This window comes from Amycolatopsis circi, assembly GCF_003385235.1.
Classification (GTDB): Bacteria; Actinomycetota; Actinomycetes; order Mycobacteriales; family Pseudonocardiaceae; genus Amycolatopsis; species Amycolatopsis circi.
Genome location: NZ_PQIA01000061.1, coordinates 35,310 through 50,781, shown reverse-complemented (window position 1 = coordinate 50,781; position 15,472 = coordinate 35,310). Strand labels below are relative to the sequence as shown.

General features: G+C 67.7%; 5 protein-coding genes. 4 read left to right on the top strand and 1 reads right to left on the bottom strand.

Annotated elements, in window-relative coordinates:
- Window positions 1-101: 101 nt before the first annotated feature.
- The 3 genes from D0D37_RS24745 (at window position 102) to D0D37_RS24735 (ending at window position 12,377) form a co-directional block, all read left to right on the top strand.
- Window positions 102-11,051 carry a TcdA/TcdB catalytic glycosyltransferase domain-containing protein gene (locus D0D37_RS24745; RefSeq protein ID WP_208720130.1) on the top strand — a complete coding sequence of 3,650 codons (10,950 nt, stop codon included), beginning with the start codon at window positions 102-104 and terminating at the stop codon, window positions 11,049-11,051.
- A 43-nt stretch (window positions 11,052-11,094) separates the two neighbouring features.
- A complete protein-coding gene (locus D0D37_RS24740; protein WP_208720129.1) occupies window positions 11,095-11,616 on the top strand; it encodes a type VII secretion system-associated protein in 522 nt (173 codons plus the stop codon).
- A 164-nt stretch (window positions 11,617-11,780) separates the two neighbouring features.
- Entirely contained in the window at window positions 11,781-12,377 is a 597-nt protein-coding gene (locus tag D0D37_RS24735) for a hypothetical protein (RefSeq protein ID WP_208720128.1), read from the top strand.
- Between the two features lie 21 nt (window positions 12,378-12,398).
- On the opposite strand, the gene D0D37_RS24730 is transcribed toward D0D37_RS24735, so the two are convergent.
- Complete coding sequence (locus tag D0D37_RS24730) at window positions 12,399-13,409, bottom strand: LuxR C-terminal-related transcriptional regulator (protein WP_116202953.1); 1,011 nt, start codon at window positions 13,407-13,409, stop codon at window positions 12,399-12,401.
- Between the two features lie 168 nt (window positions 13,410-13,577).
- Here D0D37_RS24730 and D0D37_RS24725 point away from each other — a divergent pair, with 168 nt between their 5' ends.
- Entirely contained in the window at window positions 13,578-15,470 is a 1,893-nt protein-coding gene (locus tag D0D37_RS24725) for a S53 family peptidase (protein ID WP_116202952.1), read from the top strand.
- The last annotated feature ends 2 nt before the right edge of the window (window positions 15,471-15,472 follow it).

Sequence of the window (15,472 nt, the reverse complement as noted above, 5' to 3'; positions counted from 1 at the left end):
CCCCAAGCACCGGCCCCGGACCGAACGTCGGCAAGCACCCGCCGATCACCGGCGGCACGGCAGATTTCGCGCAGCACCACAAGAACTTCAAGTTCACCGTCGTGCACGAAACCGGCATCATCGGCGACCTCGGCACCCGCAACGAGAACAACCGGGACGGCATCGGCGTCGTAGCCACCGTCGCGGCGACTCCGAACGACAATCTCCAGACCATCGCCGAGAAGTACTCCACCGGCTTCACCGGGAACTCCTCCGACGGGCGTTTCGCTCTCGTCATCGGCATCAACGGCACGCCAGGATCCGAACAGGCGATCAACCACAAAATCCAGCAATTCCAGAATACCTGGGACAACCGCTTCCCGGTAGCGGTAATCGGGTTCACCTGGAAGCACCCGAGCAACCCGAACATCGACCAGAAAACCATCCCCTACGGCGGCATCCGCGAAACGATCGCCCGCAACCCGGTCACGGAAAAGCTCATCGGGCAGATCCGCGAAGCCGGCGGCGACAACGAGGTCTACCTGCACACCGGAGACGCCGACGTCCACTCCCTCAACACCCGCAACGGCCCCCTGTTCGACGCGGTCAACACCGCGGTACGCCAGAATCCCGAGGGGCCGCCGGAACTGATCAGCGGCGGTTACCATGTCCGGCCGGAGGACGGGGATCTCGCGAACCGGGCCGCGCAATTAGATCTCGACGTTCGCCAGGCATTGGCCGGAGTCGATCCTCGGGCAGTGTATTTCCCGGAGCCGAACACCTTTGTCCGAATGCCGGGAAACAAGCTCGAGAACGACGCGACGTTCGGCACCAAAAACCCGAACACCGGAAACTTCGACTACGGCGCGAAGGAAGGACAGGGCCTGGCCGATTCGGTCCTGTCGCAACGCAACCCGAGCTGGCAATACAGCGATCATCCGACCGCGATCGCGAATTTCTCCTCCGATCTCGCCATCCAGACCGACGGAACGCGCATCGCGGGCAAGGTCGGCACCGACCCGAACGGCATCACCGCGCTGAACCAGAGCCACGCCAACGAGACGATCTGGTCCGACCTGATCGGCCATTACCTCGGCAATCACACGACTCTGGACCCGAATCTGGCGAAGATAGCCGCGAAAGCCGCGTTTCACGACATCACGCCGAGCGGGCCGACTCCGCCCAGGCCGGAGGTGTTCTCCGAGGTCGCCGCGAATCTGCCCAAGAACGAGCGTACCTCGCTGGGCAAGGGCATGAAGGAAAATGTCGAGGACGGCAAGAAGCTCGCCGCTCTGACGCTCGCCACTCGTCAAGCATTGGTTGACAACCTCAGCGGAAACCGTCCAGCGAACCCGCAGACTCCTGCTGCCGCACCAAAAAACAACGGCCAGGCGAAGGAAGCACCGAAGCCAGCTCCGAAGACTCTGCCGGGGCCGAAGGACTGGAACGGGCGCCGCGACACCGCGCCGGTCACGAGGTTCTCCTCCGAGCGGTTCGACCCGATCAAGAAGATCGCCGAGCAGTTCACCGGCAACCGCGCGGGGCTCAAGGGCGGGCAGCTCGCCGGCGCGATGGCGCACATCCGATTCGACGTGCGCCGGTTCGAGATCGCGCCGGGCCAGTGGGTGCGCGAGCACACCATCCCGATCGACTTGACCTCGCATTCCGGCTCGGTATCGCCTGAGCAGCGAGAGCAGTTCATCCAGGACCTGCGGGCCCACCTCGACGAATGGGTCAATCAGAACGCCCGGCTGCCCGGCGGCGACCAGGTGCACGTCCGCCTCGACGTCCGCGTCGCCGACGACATCCACCCCGGCGACACCAGCTGGCAATCCGACCCCCGCCGCCGGATCCCGGTGAACCTGCACGATTCCGCTGTGGACCCGGACACCCCGGAAACGAACCAGCTCAACTGGGACGTCCATGACTCGGCCTTCGGCGTCACGCACGAGCTGATGCATTTCCTCGGCCTCGGCGACGGCTACAAGAACAACGAAATGCTGTTCAACCGCGGCGACCAGCCTGGCGTGATGGGGCCGGACGCGTGGCACGATTCGCGGTTCAACCCGGGCAATCTCGATCAGCTCGAGCAGGTGTCGAACACCGCGAACATCCGCGACCACCACCTCGGCGACGCCCCGGCGCCGAATCCGCCGCCGCACCAGGAAAGCCACCATTCACAGCCCGAGCCGGACGGCAAGCCGAACCTGCACACCCCCATCAAAGCCCCGCAGGACCCGAACTCCGAGCAGAACCAGACACCGCAGCACTACGCGGTACTGGTCGCGGACGAGCAAACCGAGGAGCAACCCGACAACCGTCCCTTCTCCGAGCGGCTGCCCGAGTTCGTCCGCGACGGCAAAGCGCTCGGCTCAGTGGTCCCGGTCGACGTCCGCGGCGCGAAAGACGTCGGCACCGGCATCGAAAACCTGATCCGTCGTCTGAACCCGAAACAGCAGAACCCGCCGCAACCGCGCGGCATCGACGCTATCACCGATTCCCTGTCCGGCCCCGAGTTCGAGTCCTTTATGGGCGACGGCCGCAAGTCGATGGTGCGAGTCGGCGAGAAGTGGTACGAGGTGCACGTCACCGCGGAGCCGGACTTCAATGCGGTCAACGCCGACCAGATCACGAAACTCCCGCAGCCGACCATCGGCGACGTCAAGAACGAGGTCAAGACCACCCACGCGAGCCCGAACACCGACACCACCGCGAAAGTCGTCGGCAGCTCGTACTTCGGGATGTTCCCCGCTGGTCCGTACGCCTCGGTCGGCGGCACCGCGCAACTCGCCAGCCCGTCCGCGGAGCACACCGGCACCACAACCGGCACCGAACAGCGCGTGATCCGCACCGCCGGCGACATGCAGAAGGCCGACGCTCCGGTGACCTACCGGATCACGGTGCGCAACGAAACCGGCGGTCTGGTCGGATCCACTGTGGACGGCCACGTTGGACTGGTTCTCTCCACTGACCTGGCCAACCTCAAACAAGAACAGACCGTCGGGCCCGCGGAGCCTAAACCGGACTGGGCCAAGAAGATCGAGTTCCTCTCGCCGGAAGCAGTCGACTTCGACGAGAACGCGCTATTCGATCAAGTAAGCAAGAACCTGCATCCCTCGGTGACGAAATTCGGCGCGCCGGGCCGTACCTCGCTGCGGGAATTCCTCAGCCGCGGCGGGGTGCGCAGTATGCTCGGCACCGCGATGCAGGGCAGCCCGGTGGTGTCGAACGACCTGCTCAGCCCTCACGGCGCGCATCGCGACGCCGTGCAGCTGGCGGTGCGGCCAACGAACGTCGAATACCTCGGCACGATTCCTGGCGACAGCGAACTGCGGTTCAACGATTCCGCGGTGAACGGCGGAAGCACCACCGTCTCCTCCAAGTACGGAGGGGAGGTAAACGCGATCTTCGGCGGCGGGTCCTATGTGCCCGGTACCGCCGGTGGCGTCGCCGGGGTCAGCGGCAGCTACTCCCGGAAGGTCAACCAGCAGTCCACCAGCGGCACCAGCTTCACCAACAAGTCCACAGTGAACGCGAAGGGAGACATCGGCCTGTACAAGGTCACCGCCGATCTCGAAGTGACCACCTCAACCGGTGAAAAGACCACCGTACAGGCCACTTCTTACACGCGAATGGGCCTGCCCGAAGCGAAAGCCCAGGGCCTGCCGGTTCCGAAGAACACCCCGACGAAGTTCAAAGACGTCGGCGCGCGCTACGAACCGCCGTATCTGGCGGCGGCTGTGGCGGCAGGCACCGCTCGGCCTGGATCATTCGAGCCGGCGACCCGCGTCCAGCCGCAGATCGAAAACGCGCTGCGGAACCTGCCCGGCGCGGACAAGTTCCTGCCGCGCTGGGATCAATTCCAGAGCGACAAACAAGGCTCCAGCCGGGACATCGCCGAACGGTTCGCGAACCTGCGGAAGATCACGTCCAAGTTCTCGGCCGCTTCGCTGCGCGGCAAAATGGACAGTCTGTTCACGCAAGGCGTTTCCGCGCAACTGAAGCGGCGCGGGCTGTTCACCGACGAATACCTCAACGTGACGGTGAAGGCGAAGCCCGGCCCGGGTCGCCATCTCGGTCAGGCGGACGGCCGTTCGGTCAAGAACAGCAACGAAACGAGTCCGTCGCTGACCAGCGCGACCACCACCGAACGAGGCTGGTCGGCCGGTCTCGAAGGCCGGGTGATCGTTCCGGGCGGCACGACGGTCGCGAACCTCGGCATCAGCCCGACCGTCAGCCCGCTGCAGTACTCGGACAACCGGACCTGGAAGAACTCCGGCGGCCCGACGGTGACCACGACGACCGGCAAGGGCGGCAGCCCGGATTCGCAGGTCTTCGAGCACGACGTCGAGTTCGAGGTCGAGATCACCAGCTACACCCGCAACCGGCCGTGGGTGCGGCGGCTGACGCCCGGGTCGCCGTTCCGGATCACGCCGAAGGTGTCCACTGTGGCCAAAACCGGCGACCCCGATTTGCCGCCCATCTCCGGCAAAGTCGATTTGTGGATCAACGACGGCGCCGCGCTGACCAAGGACCCGTCCGAATTCGCGCCGGGCAAGCCGGGCGTCGTTTCGATGACGCCGAACGAAACCCCGAGCATCGACGACCTGCTGACCCAGCAGCAGAACCAGACGACGCCGAAGTTCCTGCACGTGGAGGCATTCGCCAACACCGAGGCCCTGCGCGACGAGGCGCTGCGCCAACTCCAGCGCGCAGCCGGCGGCGACGCCGTGCTCGGACTGTCCGGCAGCGAAGCACGCGCCCGTGTGGATCGAATCTTCTCGCCGGAGAACTTCCGCGGATTGACGCCGAAGCTGCTGAAACAAGGCGTGACGGCGAACGGATTCCGCTACGAACGCCGCGTCGCTGACCGGGTCGGCGGCCTCGGCATGGGCATCTCGCTGAGCAATCCGAAACTCGTCGCGGTCTCCGAAACCGGCGGCGGCGACCGGACGTACTCCGGCGGTTCGAAGGCCAGTTACGAAGGCTCGCACAAACAATCCATCGAAGCCAACGTGCAGCTCGGCCTCACCGTCCGGCCCACCGGCACCGACACGCACGGCCAAGGCCAGCTGTTCGGCACCGCGAAGTGGAGTCCGTGGCAGCGCAGTTCCGGTTCGTCCCATGAGGTCACCGCTAGCATCGATCACACCAACCGGTCCTCTTCGGACAGTCGCACAGTCTTGGTGCAATACGACACAAATGTCCGGCTGATCGCGGAAAGCCGTCAGGAAGGCCTGATCAACGGATCGATTTCGCGGGCGGGCGCGGACGTTCACCTGCCGGGCTCGGTCTTCGTTGCGATGACCGAAGACGAGGCTCGTGCGGAAGGGCTGCTGCCTCCCGTCGCGCCGCGAAACCCGGCCCCGGGCAAGCTTTCCGCTCCGCCGATGGTCGGCGGCAAGTCCAGCTCACTCGGCTCTGCGGTGCTGGAAGACGCTCCCAACCTGGCGAAGCTGGTGCAGGACGCCAGGCAGCAGCTCGGAAAGCTCGGCGACAAACTGCTGCCGAAATCCGTGCTGGACGATTCGGTGAACAACCTCCAGCGGACGCTCGACACCGCCTCTCCGGAAGCAGTCACCTCCCTTGTGGACGGTGCGCTGGACGGTGGCGTGTCCTTGCTGGCTCAGGATCCGGGCGTGCTCTGGACCGACAATTACCAGTTGCTGCTCAAAGCGAAGATCCTCGACACACAGTTCCTCGACGTGAAGCACGACGGCACCGAGGTCGACCACGTCGCCAACGCGACCCGCACGGACAAAGAGAATTCCGGTCACGGTTCGTCCTACGGCGGACAGATCCGCGGCGCCGGCCGCGGCCTGTTCCAGGACAGCCAGCCCAAAGTCAGCGGCTACGACGGCGCGTACCTCGGAGCTTCCGGAACGCGCGCGAAGAGCGACCAGACGGTCGAGAACAAGACCACGACCACGGCGCTGACCTCGTCCTCCAGCGGACCGTCGGCGCGGTACCAGCACCAGTTCCAGTTCGAATTGGTTGTCGCCAGGGACGGGCACACCTACCCGGTCGCTTCGCAGGAGGCGACCGTGACGTCGCGGTCGTCCGCGGACGATCACAAGATCTCCGGCGACGAGCAGTACCACACCAAGCTGTACGGATCGCGGACCACGGAACTCAACGCCGCGGAGTCCACTCCGGACCGTCTCGCCGCCTGGCAGCAGGAAGGTTTCGGTCCCCTGCCGAAGTCGTCGACTGTCGAAGGGCTCCGCGGCGCCGCGGACGTACGAGCCGCCGCGATCCGTGCTTTGCGGCTGGCCGGCGCGGGCAACGGCCTCACCGGCCCCGGGACCGGCGCGCACAACACGCTCTCGTCCTCGATCACCAACGAGACGCTGCAGGCGCATCTGCCGGACATGGTCGGCAAACCGTTCGCGATCCCGGACCTGCACTCCTCCGCGTTGACCGGCAGCAGCCACGCCTCGGTGCAGGTCTATACCCGCGTGGTGAAACCGGATCTGGTCGGGCTGAGCGATTCGGTGAAATTGGAGCGTTCGGATCAATCCGGATCCACTTTCACTGGCGAGGCCAAGGAAACCGTCACCGGCGAGCAGCAGGGCAACATCGGCACCGGCGGAATCACCGACCCCGGCCGGAACACACACGCCTGGGGCGGGGTTGACGTGCGCGGCCCGGTCGGCCAGAACGATCCGTCGTCCAGCACCGCCGCCGCGCAGCGTTCCGTCGTCGGCAAGGACAAGGGCCGGACCGGACTGGTCGGGTTGGACGTCGAGTACCGGGTCGTCGCGACGATCGACGGCAAGACCGCTGCCGTCGAAGTGCGAGTGCCGCAGTCTTCGCGGACGCGGATGAGCGAAACTGACCTGGAGCAGTCGCTCGGCCAGCCGTTGCCCGAGACTCTCTCTTCGGCACAAGACAACGTGAAGAAAGCCGCCGAGGATTGGCGCACCGCAGAAGAGGAACTGGAGAAGGCGCAGCGCGATTTCGATGACGCGTGGCTGTCCGAAAACGACAATGTGCGCACTGCGACCGACGGTGCCCGCGGGCTGAACCTCCCGGTCGACAACAACCCGGTGCAGCAGATGCGGCAAGCGGTGCAGACGGCGCAGAACGAGGCCCGCGACGTGGGCCAGGCTCTGCGCGCGGGCAACGACGAAATCACTCGGCTCAACGAACTCGACGAACAGCTTCTTTCGCTCGCTCTCGGCGAAGAACCGGGTTCTGTCGCGCAAAGCGATCTGGTCGCGCGCGCGTGGGACACGCAACGCCAGGTCCAGCAGATCCGGAACGAGCAGGCCGAACTGGTCCAGCAGCGGCAGACGGCGCAGGACCGCGCCGCCGAGATCCTGGCCGTGCTGGACGAGTACCGCAACAATCACACCGACCACTCCGCGCGGCAGGACGACGCGAACAACCGGATCCAGGAAGCCCGGGAGAAAGCCGACGAAGCCCTGCGCAAGTGGTGGCAGGCCAAGTCCGATGTGGACAACCAACTAGCTGCGCACGCCTGGCCGCGTCCGCCGGAGACAACCCCGGAGCAGCACCGCGAAGGCACTGTCGAGGCGAACGACACCGTGTCCGGTTTGGACACCGACACCGATCGCCCGTACAGCTTCGACCCGGCCGAGATCCAGGTCCGGAAGATCACCGACAGCTCCGGCCGGGTACGCGCCGTCTCGTTCCTCCCGGCGAATGAGCACACCGAGAGCGTCGAACGAGAATGGGTCGCCCACAACTCCGGAAAGGTCAGCACGCTTCCGGAAGGCGCGACGCCGGACAAGTTCGACCCGCTGTTGAAGCAGGCCAACGAGACCGGTGCCACCCCGGAACTCTCCGGACGCCGGTTCGGCGAATGGGCCGACCAGACCGCGGCTCCGTGGGACGACGACTCCCTCTTCGTCTTCGCCCATGGCCGCGAGCAGTCGGTCAAGGTGACCCTGCTGGGCGGCCGGACGGTGCGGGTCGACGGCGATACGTTCGCCCGGATCGTGGCCCAAGCCGCTCCGCTGGCCCAATCCCCTTCGGTCACGCTCATCGCGTGCAGCACCGGCCAGACCGACGGTCCGGGTGGTCTGGCCCACGACTTCCAGCGCGCACTCAGCGAACTCGGCGGACCGTCCACAGTGCACGCCCCGACGAAGCCCGCGTTGTTCGGCCGGGATTCGGCGACCCTGGGCAAGGCGATCGGCGCGACGCACGGATTCACCGCGGTCACCGATGGTGGTCATTTCCGCACCTTCGGCGATTCCCCAGTACCGTCCACAACAGACACCGCGCCACGAGCCGAGGAACACCACTACTCCTCGCCGGAAGACCTGGTGTCGGACCTGCGGCAGACCGCCGTCAACAACCCGCCGCCAGCGCCGCTGCTGGGACCGGACCTGTTCGGCCTGTACCGCGCCCCCGAACCGCCGGAATTCCTGCGCGGGCACGACTTCCGCAACCTCACCGCCGGACAGGGCATCAGCTTCCTGGACCTGCTGGACCTCACCAAGGGCTACCAGCGGAGCAGCGAACACTTTGATCCCGCGAACTTGGACGACAATCGCGATTGGACCTTGGAGAAGGAGCGCCCGGACGACCAACTGGCCAAGTGGGCGCCCGGCGACGTCGAACCGCTCGCCAAGACCACCTCGACGCCGCTGCTGATGCACGCCATCTGGCTGGGCGGCCCGCTGAAAGACACCGGCACCATGCACACCTTCCGCCGGAACTTCGGCGACGCCGCGGACCGGCTCGGCGACGGCATCGTCCCGATACTGTGGACGGACGTGCCGCGCTGGCAGACCGAACTGGCGTTGACCACCGCAGCCCCGGAAGAGGGCCCGGATCCGCTGCACGACGTCCGGGACATGCTGCGATGGGCGACGGAGCATCGCATCCAACTGGCCAATGTGGACGAAGTGTTCACCAGCGAGCACCCCATGCGGACGCAGGAGTTCTACCTGTCCGAGCTGGCCAAACAGACCGGCCCGGGCTACGCGGCGGCGAGCGACATCCTGCGGCTCGAGCTGATGCACCGGTTCGGCGGCCTCTACACCGACGGCGACAACGTCGTGCACGGCCTGGACGACGTCGTCCGCGCCGTCGAGTCCGACACCGGTTACGCGGTGCACCGGGTCGGCGGGAACATCGCGAACTCGGCGTTCACCATGTCGAAAGGACACCCGTTCGCCGCGTCCTATTTGGACCAGCTGCGGGACAACTACGGGCAGACGCAAGCGAACCTGATGCCGCGCGAAGTCGACTCGCTAGGCCAGGGTTTCTTCGCCACGCCGATGGGCCGGGTGCACCGGCAGTCGGTGATGTACCGCTCGGGTCCGGTCGCGATGACCGAAACGGCCCGGCGGATCGGCCTGAACTCCGCGCTCGAACTTCCGGGCATGACGGAGATCCGGATGAACAGCGACCACAGCTGGCTCCTGCCGCCGCAGGGCGATCCGGCCCCGCTGTCGGACCGGTTCGAGACGCTGGAACTGACCCAGCGCGTGATCCAGACGCTGGTGCGCGGCCTGCACAACCGGGACGGCGACCTGCATCTGACCGCCGTCGAGCCCGCCGTCCGCCGACACGCCAATCCGGACCTGGTGTGGCATGCGGCGTTGTCCTATATCGCGGCCGACCCGGATCTGTCCGCTCTCGTGCGTACAGTGACCGACCGCAGCAGTTACACCGGCGAGATACACGACGTTCCGCTGCCGCCAGCTGCCCGCGCGCTGTTGGCTATCGACGACAGCCGCGTGCACTACCACTTGGGCGAAGTCCAGCGCGCCGCCACGATGCAGGCCGCCGACGCCGTCCTGGTGGCAGATACACCGCTGGAAAACCTGATCTCCCGTCTTCGTTCGACCGATGGCCCGGTGCCGCCGATCGAGGTCACCGGAACCGGACCGGACGGCCGAGCGAACGCGACCGCCGCGGCACGCGATCTGGCCGGGCATCTCGCCGACGCCTTGGGCGCCGACGTGCTGGACCGCGTCCCAGTGAAGATCCGAGTGTCCGAAGGAGACGGTCGTGTCAGGATCTCTTTCCGCACAGGCGTCGAGATGTCGGTACCCACTCCGCGAGTGTTCCGAGGCCTGGACGACGGCCCGGCACCTGGGACGCCGCAGCCCTGGACGCACAACGGCCGCACTGTGGGGATGCACTACTCACCGTCCAATGTGTCCGTCCCTAATGGAGTGTCTTTCCTGACCACCGACGCGACCGCAACCCGAGCCTTCACTGAGCAGTTGCGCACCGACGGCACCGACCGCCCAGCCGACGCGGTCACCGTCCGGCTGTCAGCCGCCGAACACCCGACGGCCGACTACTTGCTCAGCGGCACCGCCGATGCGGATCTGTTGCTCGAAGAACTGGTGCGAACCGCGACGCACCGCTGGTGGTTCCGCCCGACGCCGCCAGCCGGGCCGATCGCGCTGAGCGACCGGGACGGCACCGCCAAGCTCCTCGGCTGGGTCCTCGCGGAACTCGGCCGCGGCGAATCGGCGGCGTCGATCGCCGAGGACGTCGCCCGGCACGAACGGCCGGATCTGATCTGGACCGCCGCGCGTGAACTGGCCGCGCTCCACGACGACCTCACCGAGCAGCATGCCGTCTTGCACCTGCACGGCGTGACCGACACGTTGCTGGGCAAACCGGACGCCGCCGCGGTGCTCTCCGACCTGGCCAAAGCAACCCGCGACGGCGCGGACGTCACGCGAATCGCCGAGGCAGTCGAGGTCCTGGACCGGCACGGCGCCCCGGACGCCGTCCTGAACGCCCCCGGTGGCCGGGCCTTGCTGCTCGAAGAGATCGCCCGGCTCGCCGACCACCCGAACCCCGACGGCTACGCCCGCGACCTGGCCGCCGTCATCCAGAAACTGGCCACGGAAGACCTGTCCGCGGACGCGTTCCGTACTGCCCTGCGGAATGCTCTCGACGGCCCGAGGACGCGACCGACCTTGCACCGCCTGAGCGTCGTCGGCCTGGGGTGGCTGGACCGCTGGCACACGGCTGCCGCCATCCGCCGGTACCAGGCGGAGGAACGCGCGGCGGCCGCCCGCCAAGCCGCTGAACTGGCCGGACTGGCGGACGGGAGTCCCCGCCATGGGTGAGTCCGGACCGGTAGATTCACCGGACGCGAAGGAGGTACCGGCGATGTCCGAGGACCAGTGGGTGCTGCTGGTCGACCCGGCGTGGCAACCGGCGTCGACGGCCGACGGCGCCGAGGCGCCGAGCCCGCCGCCGCAGGCCGTGGTCGGCGGCTGGCTCGCGCGCGAGGACGGGTCTGTCAGCCGCTTCGAGCCCAACCCGGCCTACGAACCGGCGGCGGAAGACTCCCCGACCGACCCGCTGGACGCCGTGCTCCGCCTGACCGCCCGCGGCGAAGCCGATTTCGACCAGCTGGCCGCCGTCTTCCGCGAGTCGGCCTTCGCGGTGGCCGTGGACACCGACGAATCCCCGCTCGTCGCGCCGTCGCCGGACAACATCCCGTGCCTGCTCGTCACGACGGCCCCGGCGCACCGCCGCCGAGTCCGCGCCGCTGGCTGGCGTCCGGCTGCCCCCGCCGAGCTGACGCGCCTGCTGGACGGTTACGACGACGTCGACCTCCTGCTGAACCCTGGCGCGCCGGGGTGCCTCCGGTTGCTGGCCGACAGCGTCCGGGAGATCACTGCCTGACCGGGTCTGCTCCATTCGGTGATTTCGCTTTGCCCGCTTCGAAAGTGCCCCCATACCGCCACTTCCCCAGCACTTCGGACCTGGCGAAGCGCGCATGCTCCGGTTTTTGTCGGTGCCGCGCGCGATGATGTCCCGGACAGCAGCCGACTTGGGGAGGAACGGCGATGCGAGTGTTGATGAGCGGCGAAGCTCCGGTGAGCTATGCGCAGATCTACGTCCAGAGCGGGCCGGGGCTCCCGGATCTCGCCGAATCCTTCGGCGGCCAGCGAAACGGACTGTGCGGCGGCGCGGTGCCGGGCGCGCTGTCGCTGATCACCGGCCGGAACGCCGGACGCGTCGGCTTCCGTGTGGAAACGCACGACGAGGCGCCGCCGCTGGACGAAAGCTGGGAGGAGATCGTCGAGGTTTCGTTCCGCCCGGCCGGCGAGGTTTCCCTGGTCGCCTGGGGCGGTGCCGCCGTTTGGCCGCTGGATCTGGACGCGATCGGCTATCGGGTCCGCTACAGCGGAACGCGCATGGAAGAGGCACGCCGGCTGGGCATTCCGGAGGGCGAGGTTTTCGAGCCGGACCGCTACCTGCTCCAATTCTGGCCTGGTCCGCCGGAACCGGACCGGGTGGTCAAGCAGACCAGTAAGACCGCCGCCTACCAGCATCGGGCAGCCAGCGAAAAGCCACCGCCTACGCCGCGGGAAGAGAAGCCCCAGCGACTCTCGCGGGCAAGGCGAGTACGAGACTCCCGGGGCACGCCTGATCGCGCCTAACGCGCGAACAACCGTCTCGGCTCACAACGGCACCGACCGCACCGCAGACACCCCGGGCTGGGCATCCACCGAAAGCCAGTCGTTCCGCGTCGCGTGCAACGCCAGCTGGAACCGGTTCGCCGCCCCCGTCCGGGCCATCAGGTTCTCCAGATACCGGAACATCGTCCGTCTGCTCACCCCGAGCACGCGGGCCGCCTGGTCGTCCGTCAGACCGGCGGCGAGAAGGGCGAGCAACCGCCGTTCGCTGGGCCGGATCGCGGGGCCCGAGGTGTCGTCGGCGAGGCCGAGGGGCAGCGCGACCTGCCAGCACATGTCGAACAGCCCGGCCAGCGCGTCGAACAGGCCGCACGAGCGGATCAGCAGCACGGTGCGGTCCGCGCCGGACAGGGCCGCGCAGTCGTCGACGATCAGGAGTTTCACCGGGACCTCCGGCAGAACCCGGGCCTCCTCCCCGCTTTTCCCGCAGGGCAGGATGTTTTCCGCGACGTACTCGGGCCGCTCCAGCGCGAGCCTGCCGTAGACGGCGCGGTAGCGGACGCCCCGGGCCAGGTTCTCCAGTTCGATCTCGTTGGCGTCCGCGTCGGCGTAGTACGGCGGTGAGTCCAATCCGCGTACCTCCGTTCGCGCCGCTCGCTCCAGCTGCTGCACCCGTTCGGCGGCCGTGGTTCCGCTGACCACCTCGATCATCGGGTCGGCGTCGTAGCGGACCGAGTGTCTTCGGTACTGCTCGTACAGCCGGGTCATCGCCGCCCGGGCTCCGGCGAGTTCGGCCTCGCGTTGCCTGGTCAGCACTTCCAGCACCGGTTCCGGGCGCAGCGCGGACATCGGCGAGCCGGGACCGTCGACCGGGCCGGCCAGTCCGATCCCGGCCAGCACCGCCAGCACGCGGCGCACCTCGCCGGGGTCGCGGCAGGTGTCGCGAGCCAGTCGATCGGGCGGAACCGGTCCCGACGAAAGTAGGTCGAGATAGATTTCTGCTTCGTCCGCTTTGAGCCCGAGCGTCAGGAGATGGCCGATTGCTTCGGGAACCATTCGGAGGCACCTCCACCGGGCTGGCCGACACCATTGCGCCACTGGCACCAGCGCGTCACCGCCAGGGCTGAACGAACTGTAGACAACGGGGCACCGAATGGCCCGACGCCGTTCGCAGGAAATTCCCTGGGAGGGATAGTGTCCCGTTCAGCCCGAAGAATCCTTGCCATGGCCGGTTTCGCGGCCTTGGCCTTGACCGCCCCGGCCCTGCCCGCCGTGGCCTCGCCCGCCGCGGCGCATCCGACCGCCCGAGTCTGCGCCGAGAAGGCGAAGCCCGGCATGGTCACGTGTTTCGCCGAACGCCAGACCGACACCATGCGCGCGCTGCTTTCCCCGGGCGCGCTGCCCGGCGGGTTCGGCCCCTCGGACCTGCGCTCCGCCTACAACCTCACCGCCGCGGGCAGCGCCTCGGCCACCGTGGCCATCGTCGATTCCAACGACGACCCGAACGCTGAATCGGACCTCGCGAGCTACCGTTCCACCTACGGGCTCCCGGCCTGCACCACCGCGAACGGCTGCTTCAAAAAGGTGAACGAAAACGGGCAAACCAGCCCGCTCCCGACCGCGGATTCCGGCTGGGCGGGCGAAATCTCGCTCGACGTCGACATGGTTTCGGCGATCTGCCCGAATTGCCACATTCTGCTCGTCGAAGCGAACCAGCCGAGCATGGCCGATCTCGGCACCGCGGTGAACACCGCCGTGTCGATGGGCGCGAAGTACGTGTCCAACAGCTACGGCGGCGGCGAGGACGGCAGCGAACCCTCCTCCGACTCCAGCTACTTCCACCACCCCGGCGTCGCGATCACCGCGAGCACCGGCGACAACGGCTACGGCATCAGCTACCCCGCCTCGTCGCAGTACGTGACCGCGGTCGGCGGCACCTCGCTGAGCCGCAACAGCAGCGCCCGCGGCTGGGGCGAAACCGCGTGGAGCGGCGCGGGCAGCGGCTGCTCGGGCTACGTGGCCAAGCCGTCGTTCCAGAACGTGACCACCGCCTGCAGCAAGCGCGCGGTCGCCGACGTCTCCGCCGTGGCCGACCCGCAGACCGGCGTCGCGGTGTACCAGACCTACGGCGGCAGCGGCTGGGCCGTGTACGGCGGCACCAGCGCGTCCTCCCCGATCATCGCTTCCGTGTACGCCCTCGCCGGCACGCCCGGCGCGTCCGACACCCCCGCCGCCTACCCCTACTCGCACACCGGCAACCTCAACGACGTGACGTCCGGCAGCAACGGCAGCTGCTCCTCTTCGGTGCAGTGCAACGCCGGCCCCGGCTGGGACGGCCCGACCGGTCTCGGCACCCCCAACGGCACCGCGGCGTTCACCTCGGGCACTCCGAGCGGCGGCGTCACGGCGGCCAACCCGGGCAGCCAGAACGGCGTCGTCGGCACCGCGGCGCGCCTGCAGCTGTCCGCATCCGGCGGAAGCGGCGGCTACACCTGGACCGCCAGCGGCCTGCCCGCCGGATTGTCGATCAGTTCCAGCGGCCTGATCTCCGGGACGCCGACCACCGCGGGCACGTACTCGGTGACCGCGACCGCCAAGGACTCCTCCGGGGCCACCGGCTCCACCACGTTCGGCTGGACGATCACCCCGACCGGCGGCGGCACCTGCTCCGGGCAGAAACTGGGCAACCCCGGCTTCGAGAACGGCACCAGCCCGTGGACCGCGTCCGCCGGAGTGATCAGCACGTCGTCCAACGGCGAACCCCCGCACGGCGGCACGTACCTCGCCTACCTCGACGGCTACGGCACCGCGCACACCGACACGGTCTCGCAGTCGGTGAGCATCCCGTCGGGCTGCCACGCCGCGCTGAGCTACTACCTGCACGTCGACACCGCCGAGACGACCACCTCGACGGCCTACGACAAGCTGACCGTCAAGGCCGGTTCGACCACGCTCGCCACGTACTCGAACCTGAACCAGGCGACCGGATACCAGCTGCACACCGTTGACATGTCGGCCTTCGCCGGCCAGACGGTGACGGTGACCTTCACCGGCACCGAGGACTCGAGCCTGCAGACGTCGTTCTGCCTCGACGACACGTCGCTGACCGTGAGCTGAAA

Coding starts and splice junctions, on each gene's coding strand:
- D0D37_RS24740 (WP_208720129.1), top strand. CDS start 11,095: ATGTCCGAGGACCAGTGGGTGCTGCTGGTCGACCCGGCGTGGCAACCG.
- D0D37_RS24730 (WP_116202953.1), bottom strand. CDS start 13,409: ATGGTTCCCGAAGCAATCGGCCATCTCCTGACGCTCGGGCTCAAAGCG.
- D0D37_RS24725 (WP_116202952.1), top strand. CDS start 13,578: ATGGCCGGTTTCGCGGCCTTGGCCTTGACCGCCCCGGCCCTGCCCGCC.
- D0D37_RS24735 (WP_208720128.1), top strand. CDS start 11,781: ATGCGAGTGTTGATGAGCGGCGAAGCTCCGGTGAGCTATGCGCAGATC.